Origin of the sequence: Streptococcus parasanguinis (assembly GCF_040908565.1) — a bacterium.
GTDB classification, from domain to species: Bacteria; Bacillota; Bacilli; order Lactobacillales; family Streptococcaceae; genus Streptococcus; species Streptococcus parasanguinis_AC.
Genome location: NZ_JBDGEA010000003.1, coordinates 38,620 through 55,636 on the forward strand (window position 1 = coordinate 38,620; position 17,017 = coordinate 55,636).

Below are 17,017 nucleotides of genomic sequence, written 5' to 3' on the forward strand. Positions count from 1 at the left end.
AGCAGGATGATTCGATAACAAGATACAGACACAAGGAGGTGGCAAGAAAATTTCCTTTCTTCCCCCCACCTAGGGCTGTATCCAAATGAAACAAGTATGAAAACAAGGAAAGGTAAGAAATAGTGGTTGATGTAAATCGTTTTAAAAGTATGCAAATCACCCTAGCTTCTCCAAGCAAGGTCCGTTCATGGTCTTATGGAGAGGTCAAGAAACCTGAAACAATCAACTACCGTACATTGAAACCAGAACGTGAAGGTCTCTTTGATGAAGTCATCTTTGGACCTACAAAAGACTGGGAATGTGCGTGTGGGAAATACAAACGTATCCGTTACAAAGGGATTGTTTGTGACCGCTGTGGGGTTGAAGTAACACGTGCGAAAGTTCGTCGTGAACGCATGGGGCACATCGAGTTGAAAGCACCTGTATCACACATCTGGTACTTCAAAGGAATCCCTTCTCGTATGGGATTGACCTTGGATATGAGCCCTCGTGCCCTTGAAGAAGTCATCTACTTCGCAGCTTATGTGGTGATCGATCCAAAAGATACTCCACTTGAGCACAAATCCATCATGACAGAACGTGAATACCGTGAACGCTTGCGTGAATACGGACCAGGTTCCTTTGTAGCTAAGATGGGTGCAGAAGCGATCCAAGACCTCTTAAAACAAGTGGATCTGGAAGCTGAAATTGCTGTCTTGAAAGAAGAATTGAAGACTGCAACTGGTCAAAAACGTGTGAAGGCTGTTCGTCGTTTGGATGTCTTGGACGCCTTCTACAAATCTGGCAACAAGCCAGAATGGATGGTCCTCAACATCCTTCCCGTTATTCCACCAGATCTTCGTCCAATGGTCCAATTGGATGGTGGCCGTTTTGCTGCCTCTGACTTGAATGACCTTTACCGTCGTGTGATCAACCGGAACAACCGTTTGGCGCGTTTGCTTGAGTTGAATGCCCCTGGTATCATCGTGCAAAACGAAAAACGGATGCTCCAAGAAGCGGTTGACGCTTTGATCGACAACGGTCGTCGTGGTCGTCCAATCACAGGACCAGGTAGCCGTCCACTCAAATCATTGAGCCACATGCTCAAAGGGAAACAAGGACGCTTCCGTCAAAACTTGCTCGGTAAACGGGTGGACTTCTCAGGACGTTCCGTTATCGCCGTTGGTCCAACTCTGAAAATGTACCAATGTGGTGTGCCACGTGAAATGGCCATCGAGCTCTTTAAACCTTTCGTGATGCGTGAAATCGTTGCGCGTGACATCGTGCAAAACGTCAAAGCTGCAAAACGCTTGGTCGAACGTGGAGATGAACGTATCTGGGATATCCTAGAAGAAGTGATCAAAGAACATCCAGTTCTCTTGAACCGCGCACCGACCCTTCACCGTTTGGGGATCCAAGCCTTTGAACCTGTCTTGATTGACGGGAAAGCTCTTCGTCTTCACCCACTTGTCTGTGAAGCCTACAATGCCGACTTTGACGGTGACCAAATGGCCATCCACGTACCGCTTTCAGAAGAAGCTCAAGCAGAAGCTCGTATCTTGATGTTGGCTGCTGAGCATATCTTGAACCCTAAAGATGGTAAACCAGTCGTTACCCCATCTCAGGATATGGTATTGGGGAACTACTACCTCACGATGGAAGAAGCTGGTCGTGAAGGTGAAGGAATGGTCTTTAAAGACCGTGATGAAGCCGTGATGGCTCTTCGCAATGGCTATGTTCACTTGCATACACGTGTCGGAATTGCGACGGATAGCTTGAACAAACCTTGGACAGAAGCACAACAACACAAGATTCTCTTGACAACTGTTGGTAAGATTCTCTTTAACGATATCATGCCTGCAGAGCTTCCATACCTTCAAGAGCCTAATAATGTCAACTTGACAGAAGGTGTTCCAGCTAAGTACTTCTTGGAGCCTGGTCAAGATGCCAAATCAGCGATTGAGAAATTGGAATTAAACGTTCCATTCAAGAAGAAAAATCTTGGAAATATCATCGCTGAAATCTTCAAACGTTTCCGTACAACTGAAACGTCTGCTTTCTTGGACCGCTTGAAAGACTTAGGTTACCATCATTCAACCCTTGCTGGTTTGACAGTGGGGATTGCCGATATTCCGGTCGTTGAAGATAAGGCAGAAATCATTGAAGAATCTCACAAACGTGTAGAACAAATCACAAAACAATTCCGTCGTGGTTTGATCACGGATGACGAACGCTACAATGCCGTTACAGCTGAATGGCGTGCAGCCCGTGAGAAATTGGAAAAACGCTTGGTGGATAACCAAGATCCGAAGAACCCAATCGTTATGATGATGGACTCTGGAGCCCGTGGTAACATCTCAAACTTCTCGCAACTTGCCGGTATGCGTGGTTTGATGGCCGCTCCAAACGGACGGATCATGGAATTGCCAATCCTTTCAAACTTCCGCGAAGGTTTGTCAGTGCTCGAAATGTTCTTCTCAACTCACGGTGCCCGTAAAGGGATGACCGATACGGCCCTTAAGACAGCCGACTCAGGTTACTTGACTCGTCGTTTGGTTGACGTTGCCCAAGACGTCATTATCCGTGAAGATGACTGTGGAACAGACCGTGGACTTGTGATCCGTGCCATTACTGATGGTAAGGAAATGATCGAGCCACTCGAAGAACGCTTGACAGGTCGTTATACCAAGAAATCTGTTAAACACCCTGAAACTGGTGAAGTCATCGTTGGTCCAGATACCTTGATTTCAGAAGACCTAGCACGTGAAATTGTCAATGCTGGTGTGGAAGAAGTCACTATCCGCTCTGTCTTTACATGTAACACCCGCCATGGGGTCTGCCGTCACTGTTATGGTATCAACTTGGCGACTGGTGATGCGGTTGAAGTGGGTGAAGCAGTCGGAACCATCGCTGCCCAATCTATCGGGGAACCTGGTACACAGTTGACCATGCGTACCTTCCACACGGGTGGGGTTGCCTCAAATACTGATATCACTCAGGGTCTTCCTCGTGTCCAAGAAATCTTTGAAGCCCGCAATCCTAAAGGGGAAGCGGTCATCACTGAGGTCAAAGGGGAAGTCACAGCGATCGAAGAAGATGCTTCTACACGTACCAAGAAAGTCTTTGTCAGCGGAGCAACTGGTGAGGGTGAATACGTTGTCCCTTACACTGCCCGCATGAAAGTCGAAGTAGGAGATCAAGTCTCTCGTGGTGCGGCTCTGACAGAAGGGTCTATCCAACCAAAACGTCTCCTTGCCGTTCGTGATGTCTTGTCGGTTGAAACTTACCTTCTTGCGGAAGTACAAAAAGTATACCGTAGCCAAGGGGTAGAAATCGGCGACAAACACATCGAGGTAATGGTTCGTCAAATGATCCGTAAAGTACGTGTCATGGATCCAGGAGATACAGACCTTCTCATGGGTACTCTTATGGACATTACAGACTTTACAGATGCTAATAAGGATGTCCTTATCTCTGGTGGAGTTCCTGCGACTGCTCGTCCAGTCCTTATGGGAATCACCAAAGCCTCTCTTGAAACCAACAGTTTCTTGTCAGCTGCTTCCTTCCAAGAAACCACTCGTGTTCTTACTGACGCAGCGATCCGTGGTAAGAAAGACCATCTCCTTGGACTTAAGGAAAATGTTATCATTGGTAAGATTATTCCTGCAGGTACAGGAATGGCTCGTTACCGTAACTTGGAACCACAAGCGATTAACGAAGTTGAAATCATCGAAGAAGTGCCAGTAACAGATGGAACAGTCGATGAAGTTCAAACAGCTGAAGTCGTAGAAGAATAAGAAAAAAAGTCGGAACTACATGTTCCGGCTTTTTTGAAAAAAGGACCTAATAGCAATTAGGCAGTCTATTTTTGAAAAATAATGGTGAAAATCGCCTGAAGACTACCTGAAAAATCATGCTCTGAGCAGAAAACTTTTATTCTCAAAGGGTTTTCTATATAATAGAGGATACAAAGGATGGAAGAGTTTATGTATCGAGTAATTGAAATGTATGGGGATTGTGAGCCCTGGTGGTTTTTAGATGGTTGGGAAGAAGATATTGTGAGTAGTCGAAAATTTGAGGACTATTACAAGGCTTTGAAATACTACAAGCAGAAGTGGTTGGAGTTAAACGAACACTTTCCAAGTTATAAGAGTCGGAGTGACCTCATGACGATCTTTTGGGATACCAAGGAGCAAGAGTGGTGTGAGGACTGCAGTGAAGATGTGCAGTTTTTCCATTCGATTGTCCTTCTAGAAGACGAGCATAAGATCCCTAAAAGTAAGCTCCGCCCAGGCTACGAAAAGGAAAAAGGCAGTCGCAAGCACCGTTCTTGTCAATATACACTCGATTCAAAAAAGGGGACAACCCTGTCATAAGAGAAATTCGGAAGATTTTTTAGAGCGATCTAGAAAGTCTTCTTTTTTTGTCTTCTTTTTCGAATAGTATAAGTGAGAGGAGGAACTATGGTTCAAGAAATTGCAAAAAAACTGATCCGCATGGGGAAAAGTGAAGAAGCTCAGGATCTTTACTTCATTCCTCGTAAGGAGGAGTACCAGGTTTTTATGAGGGTGGGAGACGAGAGGCGCTTTGTACAATCCTTCCCGTTTGAGGACATGATGGCTATTATCAGCCACTTTAAGTTCGTGGCAGGGATGAATGTGGGGGAAAAAAGGCGCAGCCAGCTAGGATCGTGTGATTACCCTTTGGAGAATGGAGTGGTCTCGATTCGCTTGTCGACGGTGGGGGATTATCGTGGTTATGAAAGCTTGGTTATTCGGCTTTTGCATGATGAGGAACGAGAATTACGATTTTGGTTTGATCAATTGCCTGAATTGAAGAAGAAATTGGCTGGTCGTGGGCTTTATCTCTTTGCGGGTCCCGTTGGTTCGGGAAAGACCACTCTCATGCATGCTCTGGCGCAAGAGCGCTTTGCAGATCAGCAAGTCATGTCTATTGAAGATCCTGTCGAGATCAAGCAAGAGAATATGCTTCAGCTCCAGCTGAATGACCAAATTGGCATGACCTATGACAACCTAATCAAACTCTCCTTACGTCATCGGCCGGACCTTCTCATCATTGGGGAGATCCGAGATAAGGAAACGGCCCGTGCAGTCGTACGAGCTAGTTTGACAGGGGTCACAGTCTTCTCTACGATTCATGCCAAGAGTGTTCGAGGTGTTTATGAGAGGCTTTTAGAGCTTGGAGTGAGTGAGGAGGAGCTCAAGATTGTTTTACAAGGTATTTGCTACCAACGATTAATTGCAGGAGGAGGTGTTGTCGATTTTGCGACGGAAAACTACCAAGAGCACTCAGCCAGCCGCTGGAACCAACAAATGGATCTCTTGGCTCAATCGGGATATATCCAGCTGGCTCAGGCACAAGCCGAAAAAATTATCTACAACTAAACAAAAGCAAATCATTGAATTGTTTTTGAATCTTTATTCGAGTGGTTTTCATCTGTCTGAGATTGTTGATTTTTTAGATCGTTCCCACCTAGTGGAGAGTCATTTGGTCTCCCAGATGCGAGCAGATCTCTCTCGAGGGCGGAGTTTTTCAGAGATGATGGCGGGGATCGGTTTTTCAGATGCGGTCACAACGCAGCTGTCTCTCGCTGAGCTCCATGGAAATCTTATATTGAGCTTGGAGAAAATCAGTGCTTACCTAGAAAACATGCGCAAGGTCAAGAAAAAGTTGATCGAAGTTAGCACTTATCCTCTTATCTTACTTGGGTTTTTAGTTTTGATTATGCTAGGCCTGCGCAATTATTTGCTCCCTCAAATGGATGCACAAAATATTGGTACGCAATTGATCAGTTCCTTTCCCCAACTCTTTTTGGCCTTAGGAGCGGGACTTGTGGCCCTCTTCTTATTCAGCTTTCTCTATTATCGAAAATCTAGCAAGATCAAAGTTTTTAGAAGCTTGTCCCATCTTCCTTTCGGAAAAGGCATGATTCAAGCTTATTTGACAGCCTATTATGCCAGAGAATGGGGCAATCTGATTGGGCAAGGATTGGAGCTGTCTCAGATTTTTACCATGATGCAGGAGCAAAAATCCCAGCTTTTCCAAGAGATTGGAAGAGACTTAGCTCTTTCTTTAGACCGCGGTCAATCCTTTTCAGAGACGGTTGGGGGATATTCTTTTTTCAAAAAAGAATTGCCACTTATGATTGAATATGGTGAGGTCAAATCAAAGCTTGGAAGTGAGCTAGAGATCTACGCTGAAAAAACATGGGAAGACTTCTTTCGTCGGGTCCATAAGGCCATGAATGTGATACAACCCTTGGTCTTTGTCTTTGTGGCTCTTGTGATTGTCTTACTATACGCAGCCATGTTGCTGCCGATTTATCAAAATATGGAGGTTCATTTATGAAAAAATTAAAAACATATAAGGTAAAAGCTTTTACACTTATTGAAATGTTGGTGGTCTTATTGATTATCAGTGTACTCTTATTGCTCTTTGTGCCGAATTTGACCAAGCAAAAAGACTCTGTGAAAGAGACAGGTAATGCAGCCGTTGTCAAGGTGGTCGAAAGCCAGGCTGAATTGTATGAGCTCAATCATACCAATGACCAAGCAACTCTAGCAAAGCTGATTGCTGATGGAAATATTACCAACAAACAAGCAGAATCCTACCGTGCCTATTATGCGAAAAATAGTGGAGAAACTCGTGCGGTTGCAGATTAAGGCCTTCACCTTGGTGGAGACCCTTCTGACCTTGATGATCGTCAGCTTTATCTATCTGGGCTTATCAGGATCGATCAAGACGAGTTTTCAGCAGGTAGAGGAAAAAGTATTTTTTGCAGAGTTTGAACACCTCTATCAAGAAAGCCAGAAGCTAGCACTGGCAAGGCAAACAGAATTGGATGTTGAAGTGACTGCAAGGAAGATTCAAACGCCCTACCAGACGGTGGAAATTCCTGATTCTGTCATTTTGCAAGATCCTAAAACCATTCGTTTAGACCGAGCAGGTGGCAATTCATCCCTGGCTAATGTTCACTTTCAGACACAGAGAGGAGTGGTGACCTATCAGCTTTCGCTTGGAAATGGAAAAATTAAAAAGAGCATCCGTTCCCGCTAGTATTCTCATAGAATCCCTAGTAGCTTTGAGTTTATTTGCCATGATTACGACCCTATTATTAGGGGAGATCCGGCATTCGCGCAAGGAGCGACTAGCGGACTTCAATGAGGTAGAGGTCTTATCTGTCGCTCAAATGGCGCTTCAGACAGGGCAAAATCATCTGGAGGCTAATGGCATTCAGGTTCAAGTTGAAAAAGATGCCGATCAACTCACGGTCTATCATCAAGGAAAGGTGGTACTGCATGTGGAATAAAGGAAGGGTTAAGGCCTTTACCTTGCTCGAAGCCTTAGTTGCTCTCTTAGTGCTCAGTGGGGGTGTGTTAGTTTTTCAAGGCTTGACTAAACTCCTGCATGCTGAATTGGACTACCAAGCGCATCAAAAGCAGGAAGAATGGATCTTATTTCAGCAACAAATGCAGGTGGAATTGGACCGGAGTCATTTTGAAAAAGTGGAGAACAACCATATCTACTTGATTCAGGATCAAAAACCAATTGCGATTGGCCAGTCTAAAGGAGATGATATTCGAAAAACAGATGCTAAGGGCAGGGGCTATCAGCCTATGATTTCAGGTGTTCACTATAGTCAGGTTTGGCAGGAGGGAGAGTTGATTCATTTGCGTTTGAATTTTGAAGAAGGTCTAGAAAGGGAGTATGTCTACCATGTGGTACCAGCGATGCAAAATGAAAAAAGTTAAGGCTGGTGTCTTGCTCTACGCCCTTTTGATGGCAGCGATTTTCAGTCTTTTGCTTCAGTTTTATCTCCACCGTCAGGTCGCGGAAAAACGGATCTTAAAGACGAGTCAAGAGCGTCTTCGGGCCTATGCTTTGGTACAATTGGCTCTTGAAAAAGGAAAGGGTGATGAGAAGGCATCAGAGATTCACTTAAAGTCTGGAGTTGTTCAGCTACAGCAGGATCCTGGTTTTCTTCATGCCCAGGCTAAGATGGGTGGAGAAAGCTATGAGTTTGTTCTTCCTGTAAGGGAAGAAAAAGAAAGTAGAAAGAGCAAAAAAGAAAAGAAGAAGACACAGAAAGATAAAGAGCAGATAGGGAGCGAAAAGCCTTCTGAAGAGACGCCAAAAGAGACGAAGGAGCCATTAGAAAATAGCGAAAAAGACTAATTTTTGGTATGATAGGGTGCGGAGGAAATCATGAATTTCGAAAAAATTGAACAAGCCTATACCTATCTATTGGAAAACACTCAAAGTATTCAAAATGAATTGTCGACCAACTTTTATGACGCCTTGATTGAGCAAAATGCCATGTATTTAGAGGGCAAGACAGATCTAGACATTGTTAAAAATAATAGCCAAAAATTAAAAGAACTAGGTTTAAGTAAGGAAGAATGGCGCAGAGCCTACCAGTTCCTTTTTATGAAAGCTGCTCAAACAGAGCCTTTGCAAGCAAATCACCAGTTCACCCCAGATGCGATTGGTTTTATCATTACATTTTTGATCGATCAGTTGGCCAAAAGCGACCAACTGGATGTCTTAGAAGTGGGAAGTGGGACCGGAAATCTCGCTGAGACCATTGTCAACAATAGCCGTCTCAAGAACGATTATTTAGGATTGGAAGTGGATGATCTCTTGATTGACCTATCTGCTAGTATCGCAGATGTGATGGAGTCTAGCGTTGTCTTTGCACAAGGCGACGCGGTGCGTCCGCAAGTGTTGAAAGAAAGTGACTTGATCGTTAGTGATCTTCCTATTGGTTACTATCCAGATGATGCGATTGCACAACGCTATCAGGTAGCGAGCTCCGAAGGCCATACCTATGCCCATCACCTCATGATGGAACAGGCTTTGAAATACCTGAAACCTCAAGGAGTAGCCATCTTTTTAGCTCCAAATAACCTCTTGACGAGCCCTCAGAGTGATCTGTTGAAAGCTTGGCTAACAGACAAGGCTCAACTCCTTGCCATGCTGACCTTGCCAGAGTCTCTTTTTTCAAATCCAGCCTATGCTAAGACGATTTTCGTCCTACGAAAACAAGAAGAAGAGTCTGTTCAGCCCTTTGTCTATCCGTTTACTGATCTCCAGGATCAAGACCAGGTGGTTCATTTTACAGAAAGTTTCCAAAACTGGTTAAAGGATAGTGAAATTTGAGTAAATATCTGATATAATAGAGGATGTGAAAACGCTTAATGAGGTGAATATATGTCGAAAACAATTTCAATTAATGCAGGAAGCTCTAGTTTAAAATGGCAATTGTACCAAATGCCAGAAGAAGTCGTTCTTGCAAAAGGATTAATTGAACGGATCGGTTTGAAAGATTCTATTTCAACTGTTAAATTTGATGGACGCTCTGAAAAACAAGTATTAGATATCCATAACCATACACAAGCTGTAAAAATTTTGTTGGATGATTTGATCCGTTTTGATATTATCAAATCCTACGATGAGATTACAGGAGTTGGTCATCGTGTTGTTGCAGGTGGAGAATATTTCAAAGACTCTGCCTTAGTGGATGATGAAGTTCTACAAAAAGTGGAAGAGCTGTCTTTGTTGGCGCCTCTTCATAATCCTGCAAATGCAGATGGGATTCGAGCATTTAGAGAAATTTGTCCAGATATTACCAGTGTTGTAGTGTTTGACACCTCTTTCCATACAACTATGCCGGAAAAAGCTTATCGCTATCCTCTTCCAACCAAATATTATACTGAGAACAAGGTCCGCAAATACGGTGCTCATGGAACCAGCCATCAGTATGTAGCCGGAGAAGCTGCTAAACTTCTTGGAAAACCATTGGAAGAATTGAAATTGATCACCTGTCACGTCGGAAACGGTGTGTCGATCACTGCAGTTGACAAGGGAATTTCTGTCGATACATCAATGGGCTTTACCCCTCTTGGTGGAGTGATGATGGGAACTCGTACAGGAGATCTTGATCCAGCGATCATTGCTTACTTGATGGAACATACAGAAGATTTTAAAACGCCTGAGGATATCAGTCGCATTCTAAACCGTGAGTCAGGACTTCTTGGAGTTTCAGAATCTTCTAGTGATATGCGTGATATTCATACAGCGATGCACAATGGGGATGAAAAAGCTAAATTGGCTTACGATATCTTTATCGATCGCTTGCAAAAATACATCGGTCAATACTTGGCTGTCTTGAATGGTGCAGATGCCATCATCTTTACAGCAGGAATCGGTGAAAATGCAGTAAACGTTCGCTCTTCTATTATCAATGGCATCAGCTGGTTTGGCTGCAAGGTCGACCCTGAAAAGAACGTCTTTGGAGTTGTTGGAGATATTTCTACAGATGATTCGCGTGTCAAGGTATTAGTCATTCCAACTGATGAAGAGTTGGTGATTGCGCGTGACGTTGAACGTTTTAAAAATCAGTAAATGAAATAAAGTAAGAAGGCTGGAGGCGAAAGCCCCGACCTTCTTATTTTATACGAGAAAGAGGTTGTCCATTGAAAAAAATACAGTCTTTTGTTCGAGAGCACCCATTATGTAAGAATGCTCTCTGGCTCCTGCTTTTTGTGCCCTTATTCTTTCTCTCCCAATTTCCCCTCATCACCATGGTTTATTCCCTTCAAGAAGGAGTGAATGCGGAGTCGGTTACTGTTTTTACAGCCTTAGCTACAGTGGTGGTGCTCTTTGCTTTTTATAGAATCATCAAGATGAGCCCTCTGGAGAACTTAGATGTTCGGGTTATTACCTGGCCGGCTCTGGGGAGAAATTTTCTTTTTCTTCTCTTGTTGATGGCTAATAACCTGCTCGCCTATCCCTTGTTGAAACAAGAGGCAGGTGGTACGACGGCAAATCAAGCAGCTCTAAATGAACTGCAATCTCATGCTCCTTTTCTTGCTATGGGAATGGTCGTGATCCTTGTCGCTCCGATTCTAGAAGAGCTGCTCTGTCGGGCCATCATCCCTCGTTTGATCTTTCGAGGAGCAGAACCGATCGGTTACCTAGCTGGAGCTCTCTTTTTCACTTACTTGCATGGACCGAGTACCTTGGGGGAATGGGTAGCTTACGGAGGCATGTCCTTGATCTTAACTTGGGTGGCTTATCGCTACAAGCGGATCGAGTATAGCATCTGTCTTCATATGACCTTGAATGCCCTGGCTTATTATTATCCAGCTGTGTTCCTCCTTTGTCTATTACCGGTATCGAGAGTTTTCTTCCGTGATAAATTATGATAAAATGGTAGATACCAATGAGTTTTGCTACAGAACCATCGTATAGAAGGTCAGAAAAAATGAGAAATCCGTATGGAGAATGAACTCAGAGGTTTAGAACATTTGTTCTAGCCTCTTTTGTTCGCAATCATGCTGTTGGAAAGGAATTGATGGAGAACGAAAATGATTGATAAAAAATGGCTGAATGGCCAAGGGACACTTCTTTGTGGGATCTTAAATGTCACTCCGGATTCATTTTCTGATGGGGGTAAGTATACGAGTGTGGATGCAGCCTTGCAACAGGCGAGAAAACTGATCCAAGAAGGGGCTCAGATCCTCGATATCGGGGGAGAATCAACCAGACCAGGAAGTCATTATGTGGAGATCCAAGAAGAGATTGACCGCGTGGTTCCAGTGATTAAAGCTATCCGGAAAGAAAGTGATATCTTGATCTCAGTGGATACCTGGAAGTCCCAGGTGGCGGCGGCAGCGCTGGAAGCTGGAGCCGATATTGTCAATGATATTACTGGTTTTCTTGGGGATTCTAAGATGGCTACTGTGGTTGCAGAGCATGAAGCCAGCGCAGTTCTCATGTTTAATCCAGTGATGGCAAGACCGCATCATCCAAGTTCCACTATTTTTCCAACTTTTGGTTTCGAACCAGCTTTTACAGAAGCAGAGCTTCAAACAATGGCTCAAGAACCGATTCAAGACGTGATGTGGACCTTCTTTGACCGCTCGCTTGCAGTCGCAAAAGAAGCCGGTGTCCAGACGGAACGGATCATGCTGGATCCTGGGATCGGCTTTGGTTTGACCAAGCGCGAGAATTTGCTCTTGTTACAAGAGCTTGAAACCATCCACCAAAAGGGGTATCCGATCTTTCTAGGGGTCTCCCGCAAACGTTTTGTGGTCAATATTATTGAAGAAGCCGGATTTGAGACAGATCCTGCAACGGAGACTGGTTTTTGGAATCGGGACCTGGCTTCGAGCCATTTGACGAGTATTGCAGCTAGTCAAGGAGTCGAAGTGGTGCGGGTGCATGATATTCCCCTACACAAGATGGCAGCCAGTCTGGGCCAAGCCATTTTCCAAGCCCAAGAGGCAGCAGATACTAATTTGAAACAATACAAGTAAATGAAGAAGAAAGAACATCAGTTGGATCTTCGTTGGCTAGAAGCCTATCGTTCGCAGGATCCACATTTTGGCTTGGAGCGCATGGAAGCTCTCTTGGCGTTGAGAGGAAATCCTCACCTAGACTGTCGGGTCATTCATATTGCGGGGACCAATGGCAAAGGCTCTACCATTGCTACCTTGTCCCAACTCTTGAGACAGGCAGGTTTACGCGTTGGAGTCTTTACCTCTCCTTATCTGATCCATTACAATGACCAAATCACCATTAATGGCGAAGCCATTTCCGATCAAGATCTGCAAACCTACCTGGATAGCTACCAACAGCTCTTGGAAGCTGAAGAATCAAGAGACATCTTTCAAGGTTTGACGGAATTTGAAGTGATGACGGCGATCGCCTATGATTATTTTGCTCATGAGGAGCTGGATTATGTGATTATGGAAGTCGGTATGGGGGGACGACTAGACAGTACCAACGTCTGCCAGCCCGTTCTGACTGCGATCACATCGATTGGCTTGGATCATGTCGCCCTTCTTGGGCCAGATCTGGCTTCCATTGCCCGTGAAAAGGCAGGTATCATTAAGCCAGGAATTCCTCTGGTTCTAGGGAAATTAGAAGTAGAAGCTAGCCAAGTCATTGAAGGCATTGCGATTCAAGAGCAGGCACCGATAACAGCCTATGACAGAGATTACCAAGTTGAGCTAGAAGCCTCTTGCCTATCGGGCCAATCCTTTTCTTATCACAGTTCCAAAAGAGAAAAGGCTCCCTATCAAGTAGCGCTCTTAGGTCATCACCAGGCTAGAAATGCAGCTCTTGCTATCAGTATCTGTGATGTACTTTTTGAAAGAGAAGGGCGTGAACTCTTGTCAAAAGAGTTGGTAGATAAGGCTTTGCGTCAGGTTGTCTGGCCTGGTCGGATGGAAGTGGTCTCGCAAAATCCCATGATCTTGCTAGATGGGGCCCATAACCCCCATGCCGTTGCGCCTTTGATCGCAAGTCTTCGAGAACTGTTCCCGAGTCAAAAAAAGACCATTCTTTTTACCTGCATCCGGACCAAAGCCTTGGAAGAGATGCTGAAGCAGTGGCAAGAACTGGGAAATAGTCGCTTGATCCTCACGACCTTTGAGGACCCAAGAGCCTATTCTCAAGATGAAATGATAGCTGCTGCAAAAAACCATCAGCTTGAGGAAGTCAACTGGCGAGAATTTCTACAAAACTGGCAAACTGGAGATGATGAGCTCCTCATTGTAACAGGATCGCTCTATTTCCTTAGTCAGGTACGACCTTATTTATTAAAAACAGAAAAATCCAACTAGGAGATGATATGGATACAAAGAAAATTGAAGAAGCAGTAAAAATGATCATCGAGGCAGTCGGTGAAGATGAGAACCGTGAAGGGCTTCAAGAAACCCCGTCCCGCATTGCAAAGATGTACCAAGAAATCTTTTCAGGACTAGGACAGACGGCAGAAGAGCACCTGTCTAAATCATTTGAAATCATTGATAACAATATGGTGGTTGAGAAGGATATTTTCTTCCATTCCATGTGTGAGCATCACTTTTTACCGTTTTATGGAAAAGTGCACATTGCCTACATTCCAAATGGCCGTGTGGCTGGGCTTTCAAAACTGGCTCGTACGGTCGAAGTTTATGCTAAAAAACCACAGATTCAGGAACGATTGACGGTAGAAATTGCAGATGCCTTGATGGAATATCTTGGAGCGCAAGGTGCCCTTGTCTGGGTAGAAGCAGAGCATATGTGTATGAACATGCGTGGTGTCCGTAAACCTGGGACTGCAACAGTGACAACTGCTGCACGTGGACTGCTTGCGACAGATAAAGACTTGAAAAATGAAGCCTATAAACTCATGGGCCACTAATGGCTGGCTATAAGAGGTGAAGAGAGTGGATCAATTACGGATCAAGGACTTAGAGGTATACGCCTATCATGGTGTTTTTCCAGCAGAAAAAGAATTGGGACAACGCTTTGTCCTAGACCTATGGGTGGATTATGAGATGACCCGTGCTGCCCGCACAGGTGATTTGGAAGCTTCGATCCATTATGGGATCTTGGCGGAACAGTTGACCGAGTGGATGCAGGCAGAAAAGATCGATCTGATTGAAACGGTTGCCTTTCAATTGGTGCAAAAGATTTTCGAAAGCTATGCCTTTGTAGAAAAAGTTCGTCTGGAGTTGAAAAAACCTTGGGCTCCTGTTCCCTTGCCACTCGAGACTTGTTCGGTGACAATCGAACGAGAGAAAAAACGAGCCTTTATTGGCCTTGGTACCAATATGGGAGATAAACAACTGCAACTAGAGACGGCGCTAGAAAAAATCAAGGGTCGAGGCATTCATCTTCTTCAAACATCCACAAGGATTGAAACAGAACCTTGGGGAGGAGTGGAGCAAGACACCTTTTTGAATCAAGTGGCAGAGGTTGAAACCTGGATGACCCCAGAGGATTTACTAGAAACCTTACTTGCCATTGAGCAGGAAATGGGGCGTGTCCGTGATATCAAGTGGGGGCCACGTGTGATCGATCTAGATCTGCTCTATATGGAGGACACCATTTGTTACAGTCCTAGCTTGATCTTGCCGCATCCTTATGTGGCAGAACGTGCCTTTGTCCTAGAGTCTTTGAATGAAATTGCTCCTCATTTTGTGGACCCTGTTCAAAGAAAGCCCATTCGCCAATTATGGGAGGCTGTCAAATAGTCTCTCTTCTTTGCATCATAATAAAAAACAATCCCTGTTCGAGGGATTGTTGAGAGCGTAGAGAAACGAATCTTTAATAAAATTTAATCAATTCTTTAAAAATTATACTCGTTATAGTTATTCAATCATATTCTGAAACTTTCCGCCGTGAGAAAAGTGCCTGAAACGACTCAGTTTCAGGCACTCGGAATTATTGAGACCTTAGGCTCAATAATTAGTCATGGAACTTCATAGAAGTTCGCTGACGTCCGTACTCACCTAAGGAAAGTTTTTTAAGAAGACTTTGTCTTCAATCTGAACAATTCCTAGAGCAGGGATTGTTTTTGTTTGTCTGAGTTTATTTACGATATAAGCGATCGTATTGGTAGACAGGATCCATGGTGACGTTGATACCGAGCTTGCGAAGGACGTTCTTGTCTTCGTCTGTCAGCATCACGGTTGAATGGGCTTCGCTGCCTTTCAACTTGCCTAATTCTTGCATAGCAAGCTTAGCGTCTTCATTAGTCATAGCCGTAATGGCAAGGGCAATGAGGATCTCGTTCGAGTGAAGACGAGGGTTGCGGCTACCCAAATGATTGATCTTCAGGCCTTGGATGGGTTGCACGTATTCTGGCTCAATCAATTTGGTTTCTTTGTCAATATGCGCTAATTTCTTAATCGCATTGATTAAGAGGGCTGCGGTTGGGCCAAAGAGATCAGACGTTTTTCCGGTTACCATCTCGCCGTTTGGCAATTCAAGGGCCAAGGCTGGCTCCCCTGTTTCTTCTTCTTTTTGGCGGGCAAGGACGGTCACTTTCCGATCATTTGGCGTAATCCCCAAATCATTCATCAAGAGCTCAATTTTCTTCACAGCCCCTTCACCGACACGCTCTGCTTTGACATCTAAGATGGTTTGGTAGTAGCGACGGATAATTTCTTGTTGGGAAGCTTCAATCGCAGCGTCATTGTCCACAATGGCAAAGCCAACCATGTTGACGCCCATATCTGTTGGAGAAGCATAAGGTGAGGTTCCTAGGATGCGTTCCAACATGCGCTTCAAGACAGGAAAGATTTCAATATCGCGGTTGTAGTTGACCGTTGTTTCCCCGTAGGTTTGGAGGTGGAAGGGATCGATCATATTGACATCGTCTAGATCGGCAGTCGCTGCTTCATAAGCCAAGTTGACTGGATGGTGCAAAGGAAGATTCCAAACTGGGAAGGTTTCAAACTTAGCATAACCAGATTTGATTCCATTTAATTGGTCATGGTACATATTGGACATACAAGTTGCGAGCTTACCAGAACCAGGTCCAGGAGCTGTCACAACGACCAAATTGCGGCTAGTCTTGATGTAGTCATTTTTCCCCATCCCCTCAGGAGAGATGATATGGTCCATATCGGTCGGATAGCCCTTGATCGGATAGTGGAGATAAGAGGCGATCCCGCTCTTGTACAGTTGTTTGCGAAAGGCGTCTGCTGCAGCTTGTCCAGCATATTGGGTGATCACGACAGATCCTACAAAGATCCCTAATTCATTGAATTTGTCGATCAAGCGTAGCACTTCTTGGTCATAAGAAATTCCTAGGTCTCCACGGGCTTTTGAGTGCTCAATGTTGTTGGCGTTGATGGCAATGACAATTTCCACCTGGTCGCGCAATTCTTGGAGCAGCTTGATCTTATTGTCTGGTTCGTATCCAGGGAGGACACGAGCAGCGTGGAAGTCTTCTAACATCTTACCACCAAATTCAAGGTAGAGCTTGCCATCGAATTGATTGATCCGCTCAATAATGTGGTCACGTTGCAAGTTCAAATACTTTTCAGAACTAAAAGCTTGTTTTTTCATGTAAAACTCCTGTATATAAGGAAAGGGCCTGCTACACAGAATCAAGGATGAGTGTTCAGTTCCCTACCATTTCATTCTTTCATATTATATCAGAAAAGCGATGGAAGATAAAATATTCTAAGATACTTTCCATAGGGAAGTGTGGATGCCAAAGAGCTCAATGGTT

The 17,017-nt window shown here is 44.4% G+C and carries 17 protein-coding genes; 16 read left to right on the plus strand and 1 reads right to left on the minus strand.

Going from position 1 to position 17,017, the window contains the following annotated elements:
* Positions 1-122 precede the first annotated feature (122 nt).
* The 16 genes from rpoC to folK all read left to right on the plus strand — a co-directional run bounded on the left by rpoC (position 123) and on the right by folK (position 15,029).
* Positions 123-3,776 carry a DNA-directed RNA polymerase subunit beta' gene (rpoC, locus tag AB5Y61_RS02185; protein WP_368402960.1) on the plus strand — a complete coding sequence of 1,218 codons (3,654 nt, stop codon included), beginning with the start codon at positions 123-125 and terminating at the stop codon, positions 3,774-3,776.
* Between the two features lie 189 nt (positions 3,777-3,965).
* Positions 3,966-4,355, plus strand: coding sequence for a DUF1033 family protein (locus AB5Y61_RS02190; RefSeq protein ID WP_368402962.1), 390 nt, complete (start codon positions 3,966-3,968; stop codon positions 4,353-4,355).
* Positions 4,356-4,442: 87 nt separating this feature from the next.
* Entirely contained in the window at positions 4,443-5,384 is a 942-nt protein-coding gene (gene comGA, locus AB5Y61_RS02195; RefSeq protein ID WP_368402964.1) for a competence type IV pilus ATPase ComGA, read from the plus strand.
* Complete coding sequence (gene comGB / locus AB5Y61_RS02200; RefSeq protein WP_368403058.1) at positions 5,317-6,348, plus strand: competence type IV pilus assembly protein ComGB; 1,032 nt, start codon at positions 5,317-5,319, stop codon at positions 6,346-6,348. The genes comGA and comGB overlap by 68 nt, the downstream gene beginning before the upstream one ends.
* Positions 6,345-6,662 (plus strand): competence type IV pilus major pilin ComGC, encoded by a 318-nt coding sequence (gene comGC, locus AB5Y61_RS02205; protein ID WP_101770912.1) that lies wholly within the window; start codon positions 6,345-6,347, stop codon positions 6,660-6,662. Before comGB ends, comGC begins: the two co-directional genes overlap by 4 nt.
* Entirely contained in the window at positions 6,652-7,056 is a 405-nt protein-coding gene (gene comGD / locus AB5Y61_RS02210; RefSeq protein WP_439145107.1) for a competence type IV pilus minor pilin ComGD, read from the plus strand. Before comGC ends, comGD begins: the two co-directional genes overlap by 11 nt.
* A 40-nt stretch (positions 7,057-7,096) precedes the next feature.
* Positions 7,097-7,309, plus strand: coding sequence for a competence type IV pilus minor pilin ComGE (gene comGE / locus AB5Y61_RS02215; RefSeq protein ID WP_439145105.1), 213 nt, complete (start codon positions 7,097-7,099; stop codon positions 7,307-7,309).
* Positions 7,299-7,751 carry a competence type IV pilus minor pilin ComGF gene (gene comGF, locus AB5Y61_RS02220; RefSeq protein WP_368402968.1) on the plus strand — a complete coding sequence of 151 codons (453 nt, stop codon included), beginning with the start codon at positions 7,299-7,301 and terminating at the stop codon, positions 7,749-7,751. The genes comGE and comGF overlap by 11 nt, the downstream gene beginning before the upstream one ends.
* A complete protein-coding gene (comGG, locus tag AB5Y61_RS02225) occupies positions 7,717-8,175 on the plus strand; it encodes a competence type IV pilus minor pilin ComGG (RefSeq protein ID WP_439145108.1) in 459 nt (152 codons plus the stop codon). Before comGF ends, comGG begins: the two co-directional genes overlap by 35 nt.
* A gap of 30 nt (positions 8,176-8,205) precedes the next feature.
* On the plus strand, positions 8,206-9,159 hold the full coding sequence (locus AB5Y61_RS02230; protein ID WP_368402971.1) for a class I SAM-dependent methyltransferase: 954 nt from the start codon (positions 8,206-8,208) through the stop codon (positions 9,157-9,159).
* A gap of 51 nt (positions 9,160-9,210) precedes the next feature.
* The gene (locus tag AB5Y61_RS02235) at positions 9,211-10,404 is read left to right on the plus strand and encodes an acetate kinase (protein ID WP_368402972.1); all 1,194 of its coding nucleotides are present in this window, start codon (positions 9,211-9,213) and stop codon (positions 10,402-10,404) included.
* Positions 10,405-10,475: 71 nt separating this feature from the next.
* Positions 10,476-11,207 (plus strand): CPBP family intramembrane glutamic endopeptidase, encoded by a 732-nt coding sequence (locus tag AB5Y61_RS02240; protein WP_368402974.1) that lies wholly within the window; start codon positions 10,476-10,478, stop codon positions 11,205-11,207.
* Between the two features lie 162 nt (positions 11,208-11,369).
* Entirely contained in the window at positions 11,370-12,320 is a 951-nt protein-coding gene (folP, locus tag AB5Y61_RS02245; RefSeq protein ID WP_368402975.1) for a dihydropteroate synthase, read from the plus strand.
* Entirely contained in the window at positions 12,321-13,631 is a 1,311-nt protein-coding gene (locus tag AB5Y61_RS02250; RefSeq protein WP_368402977.1) for a folylpolyglutamate synthase/dihydrofolate synthase family protein, read from the plus strand.
* Between the two features lie 8 nt (positions 13,632-13,639).
* Positions 13,640-14,194 (plus strand): GTP cyclohydrolase I FolE, encoded by a 555-nt coding sequence (folE, locus tag AB5Y61_RS02255; protein ID WP_031572633.1) that lies wholly within the window; start codon positions 13,640-13,642, stop codon positions 14,192-14,194.
* 25 nt (positions 14,195-14,219) lie between these two features.
* A complete protein-coding gene (gene folK, locus AB5Y61_RS02260; RefSeq protein ID WP_368402978.1) occupies positions 14,220-15,029 on the plus strand; it encodes a 2-amino-4-hydroxy-6-hydroxymethyldihydropteridine diphosphokinase in 810 nt (269 codons plus the stop codon).
* 337 nt (positions 15,030-15,366) lie between these two features.
* On the opposite strand, the gene AB5Y61_RS02265 is transcribed toward folK, so the two are convergent.
* The gene (locus tag AB5Y61_RS02265) at positions 15,367-16,851 is read right to left on the minus strand and encodes a DUF1846 domain-containing protein (RefSeq protein ID WP_368402979.1); all 1,485 of its coding nucleotides are present in this window, start codon (positions 16,849-16,851) and stop codon (positions 15,367-15,369) included.
* Positions 16,852-17,017: the final 166 nt, after the last annotated feature.

Excerpts from the sequence above, each read along its gene's own strand:
- AB5Y61_RS02190 (WP_368402962.1), top strand. The coding sequence starts at position 3,966 with ATGTATCGAGTAATTGAAATGTATGGGGATTGTGAGCCCTGGTGGTTT.
- comGA (WP_368402964.1), top strand. The coding sequence starts at position 4,443 with ATGGTTCAAGAAATTGCAAAAAAACTGATCCGCATGGGGAAAAGTGAA.
- comGC (WP_101770912.1), top strand. The coding sequence starts at position 6,345 with ATGAAAAAATTAAAAACATATAAGGTAAAAGCTTTTACACTTATTGAA.
- comGE (WP_439145105.1), top strand. The coding sequence starts at position 7,097 with ATGATTACGACCCTATTATTAGGGGAGATCCGGCATTCGCGCAAGGAG.
- comGF (WP_368402968.1), top strand. The coding sequence starts at position 7,299 with ATGTGGAATAAAGGAAGGGTTAAGGCCTTTACCTTGCTCGAAGCCTTA.
- comGG (WP_439145108.1), top strand. The coding sequence starts at position 7,717 with ATGTGGTACCAGCGATGCAAAATGAAAAAAGTTAAGGCTGGTGTCTTG.
- AB5Y61_RS02230 (WP_368402971.1), top strand. The coding sequence starts at position 8,206 with ATGAATTTCGAAAAAATTGAACAAGCCTATACCTATCTATTGGAAAAC.
- AB5Y61_RS02235 (WP_368402972.1), top strand. The coding sequence starts at position 9,211 with ATGTCGAAAACAATTTCAATTAATGCAGGAAGCTCTAGTTTAAAATGG.
- folP (WP_368402975.1), top strand. The coding sequence starts at position 11,370 with ATGATTGATAAAAAATGGCTGAATGGCCAAGGGACACTTCTTTGTGGG.
- AB5Y61_RS02250 (WP_368402977.1), top strand. The coding sequence starts at position 12,321 with ATGAAGAAGAAAGAACATCAGTTGGATCTTCGTTGGCTAGAAGCCTAT.
- folE (WP_031572633.1), top strand. The coding sequence starts at position 13,640 with ATGGATACAAAGAAAATTGAAGAAGCAGTAAAAATGATCATCGAGGCA.
- AB5Y61_RS02265 (WP_368402979.1), bottom strand. The coding sequence starts at position 16,851 with ATGAAAAAACAAGCTTTTAGTTCTGAAAAGTATTTGAACTTGCAACGT.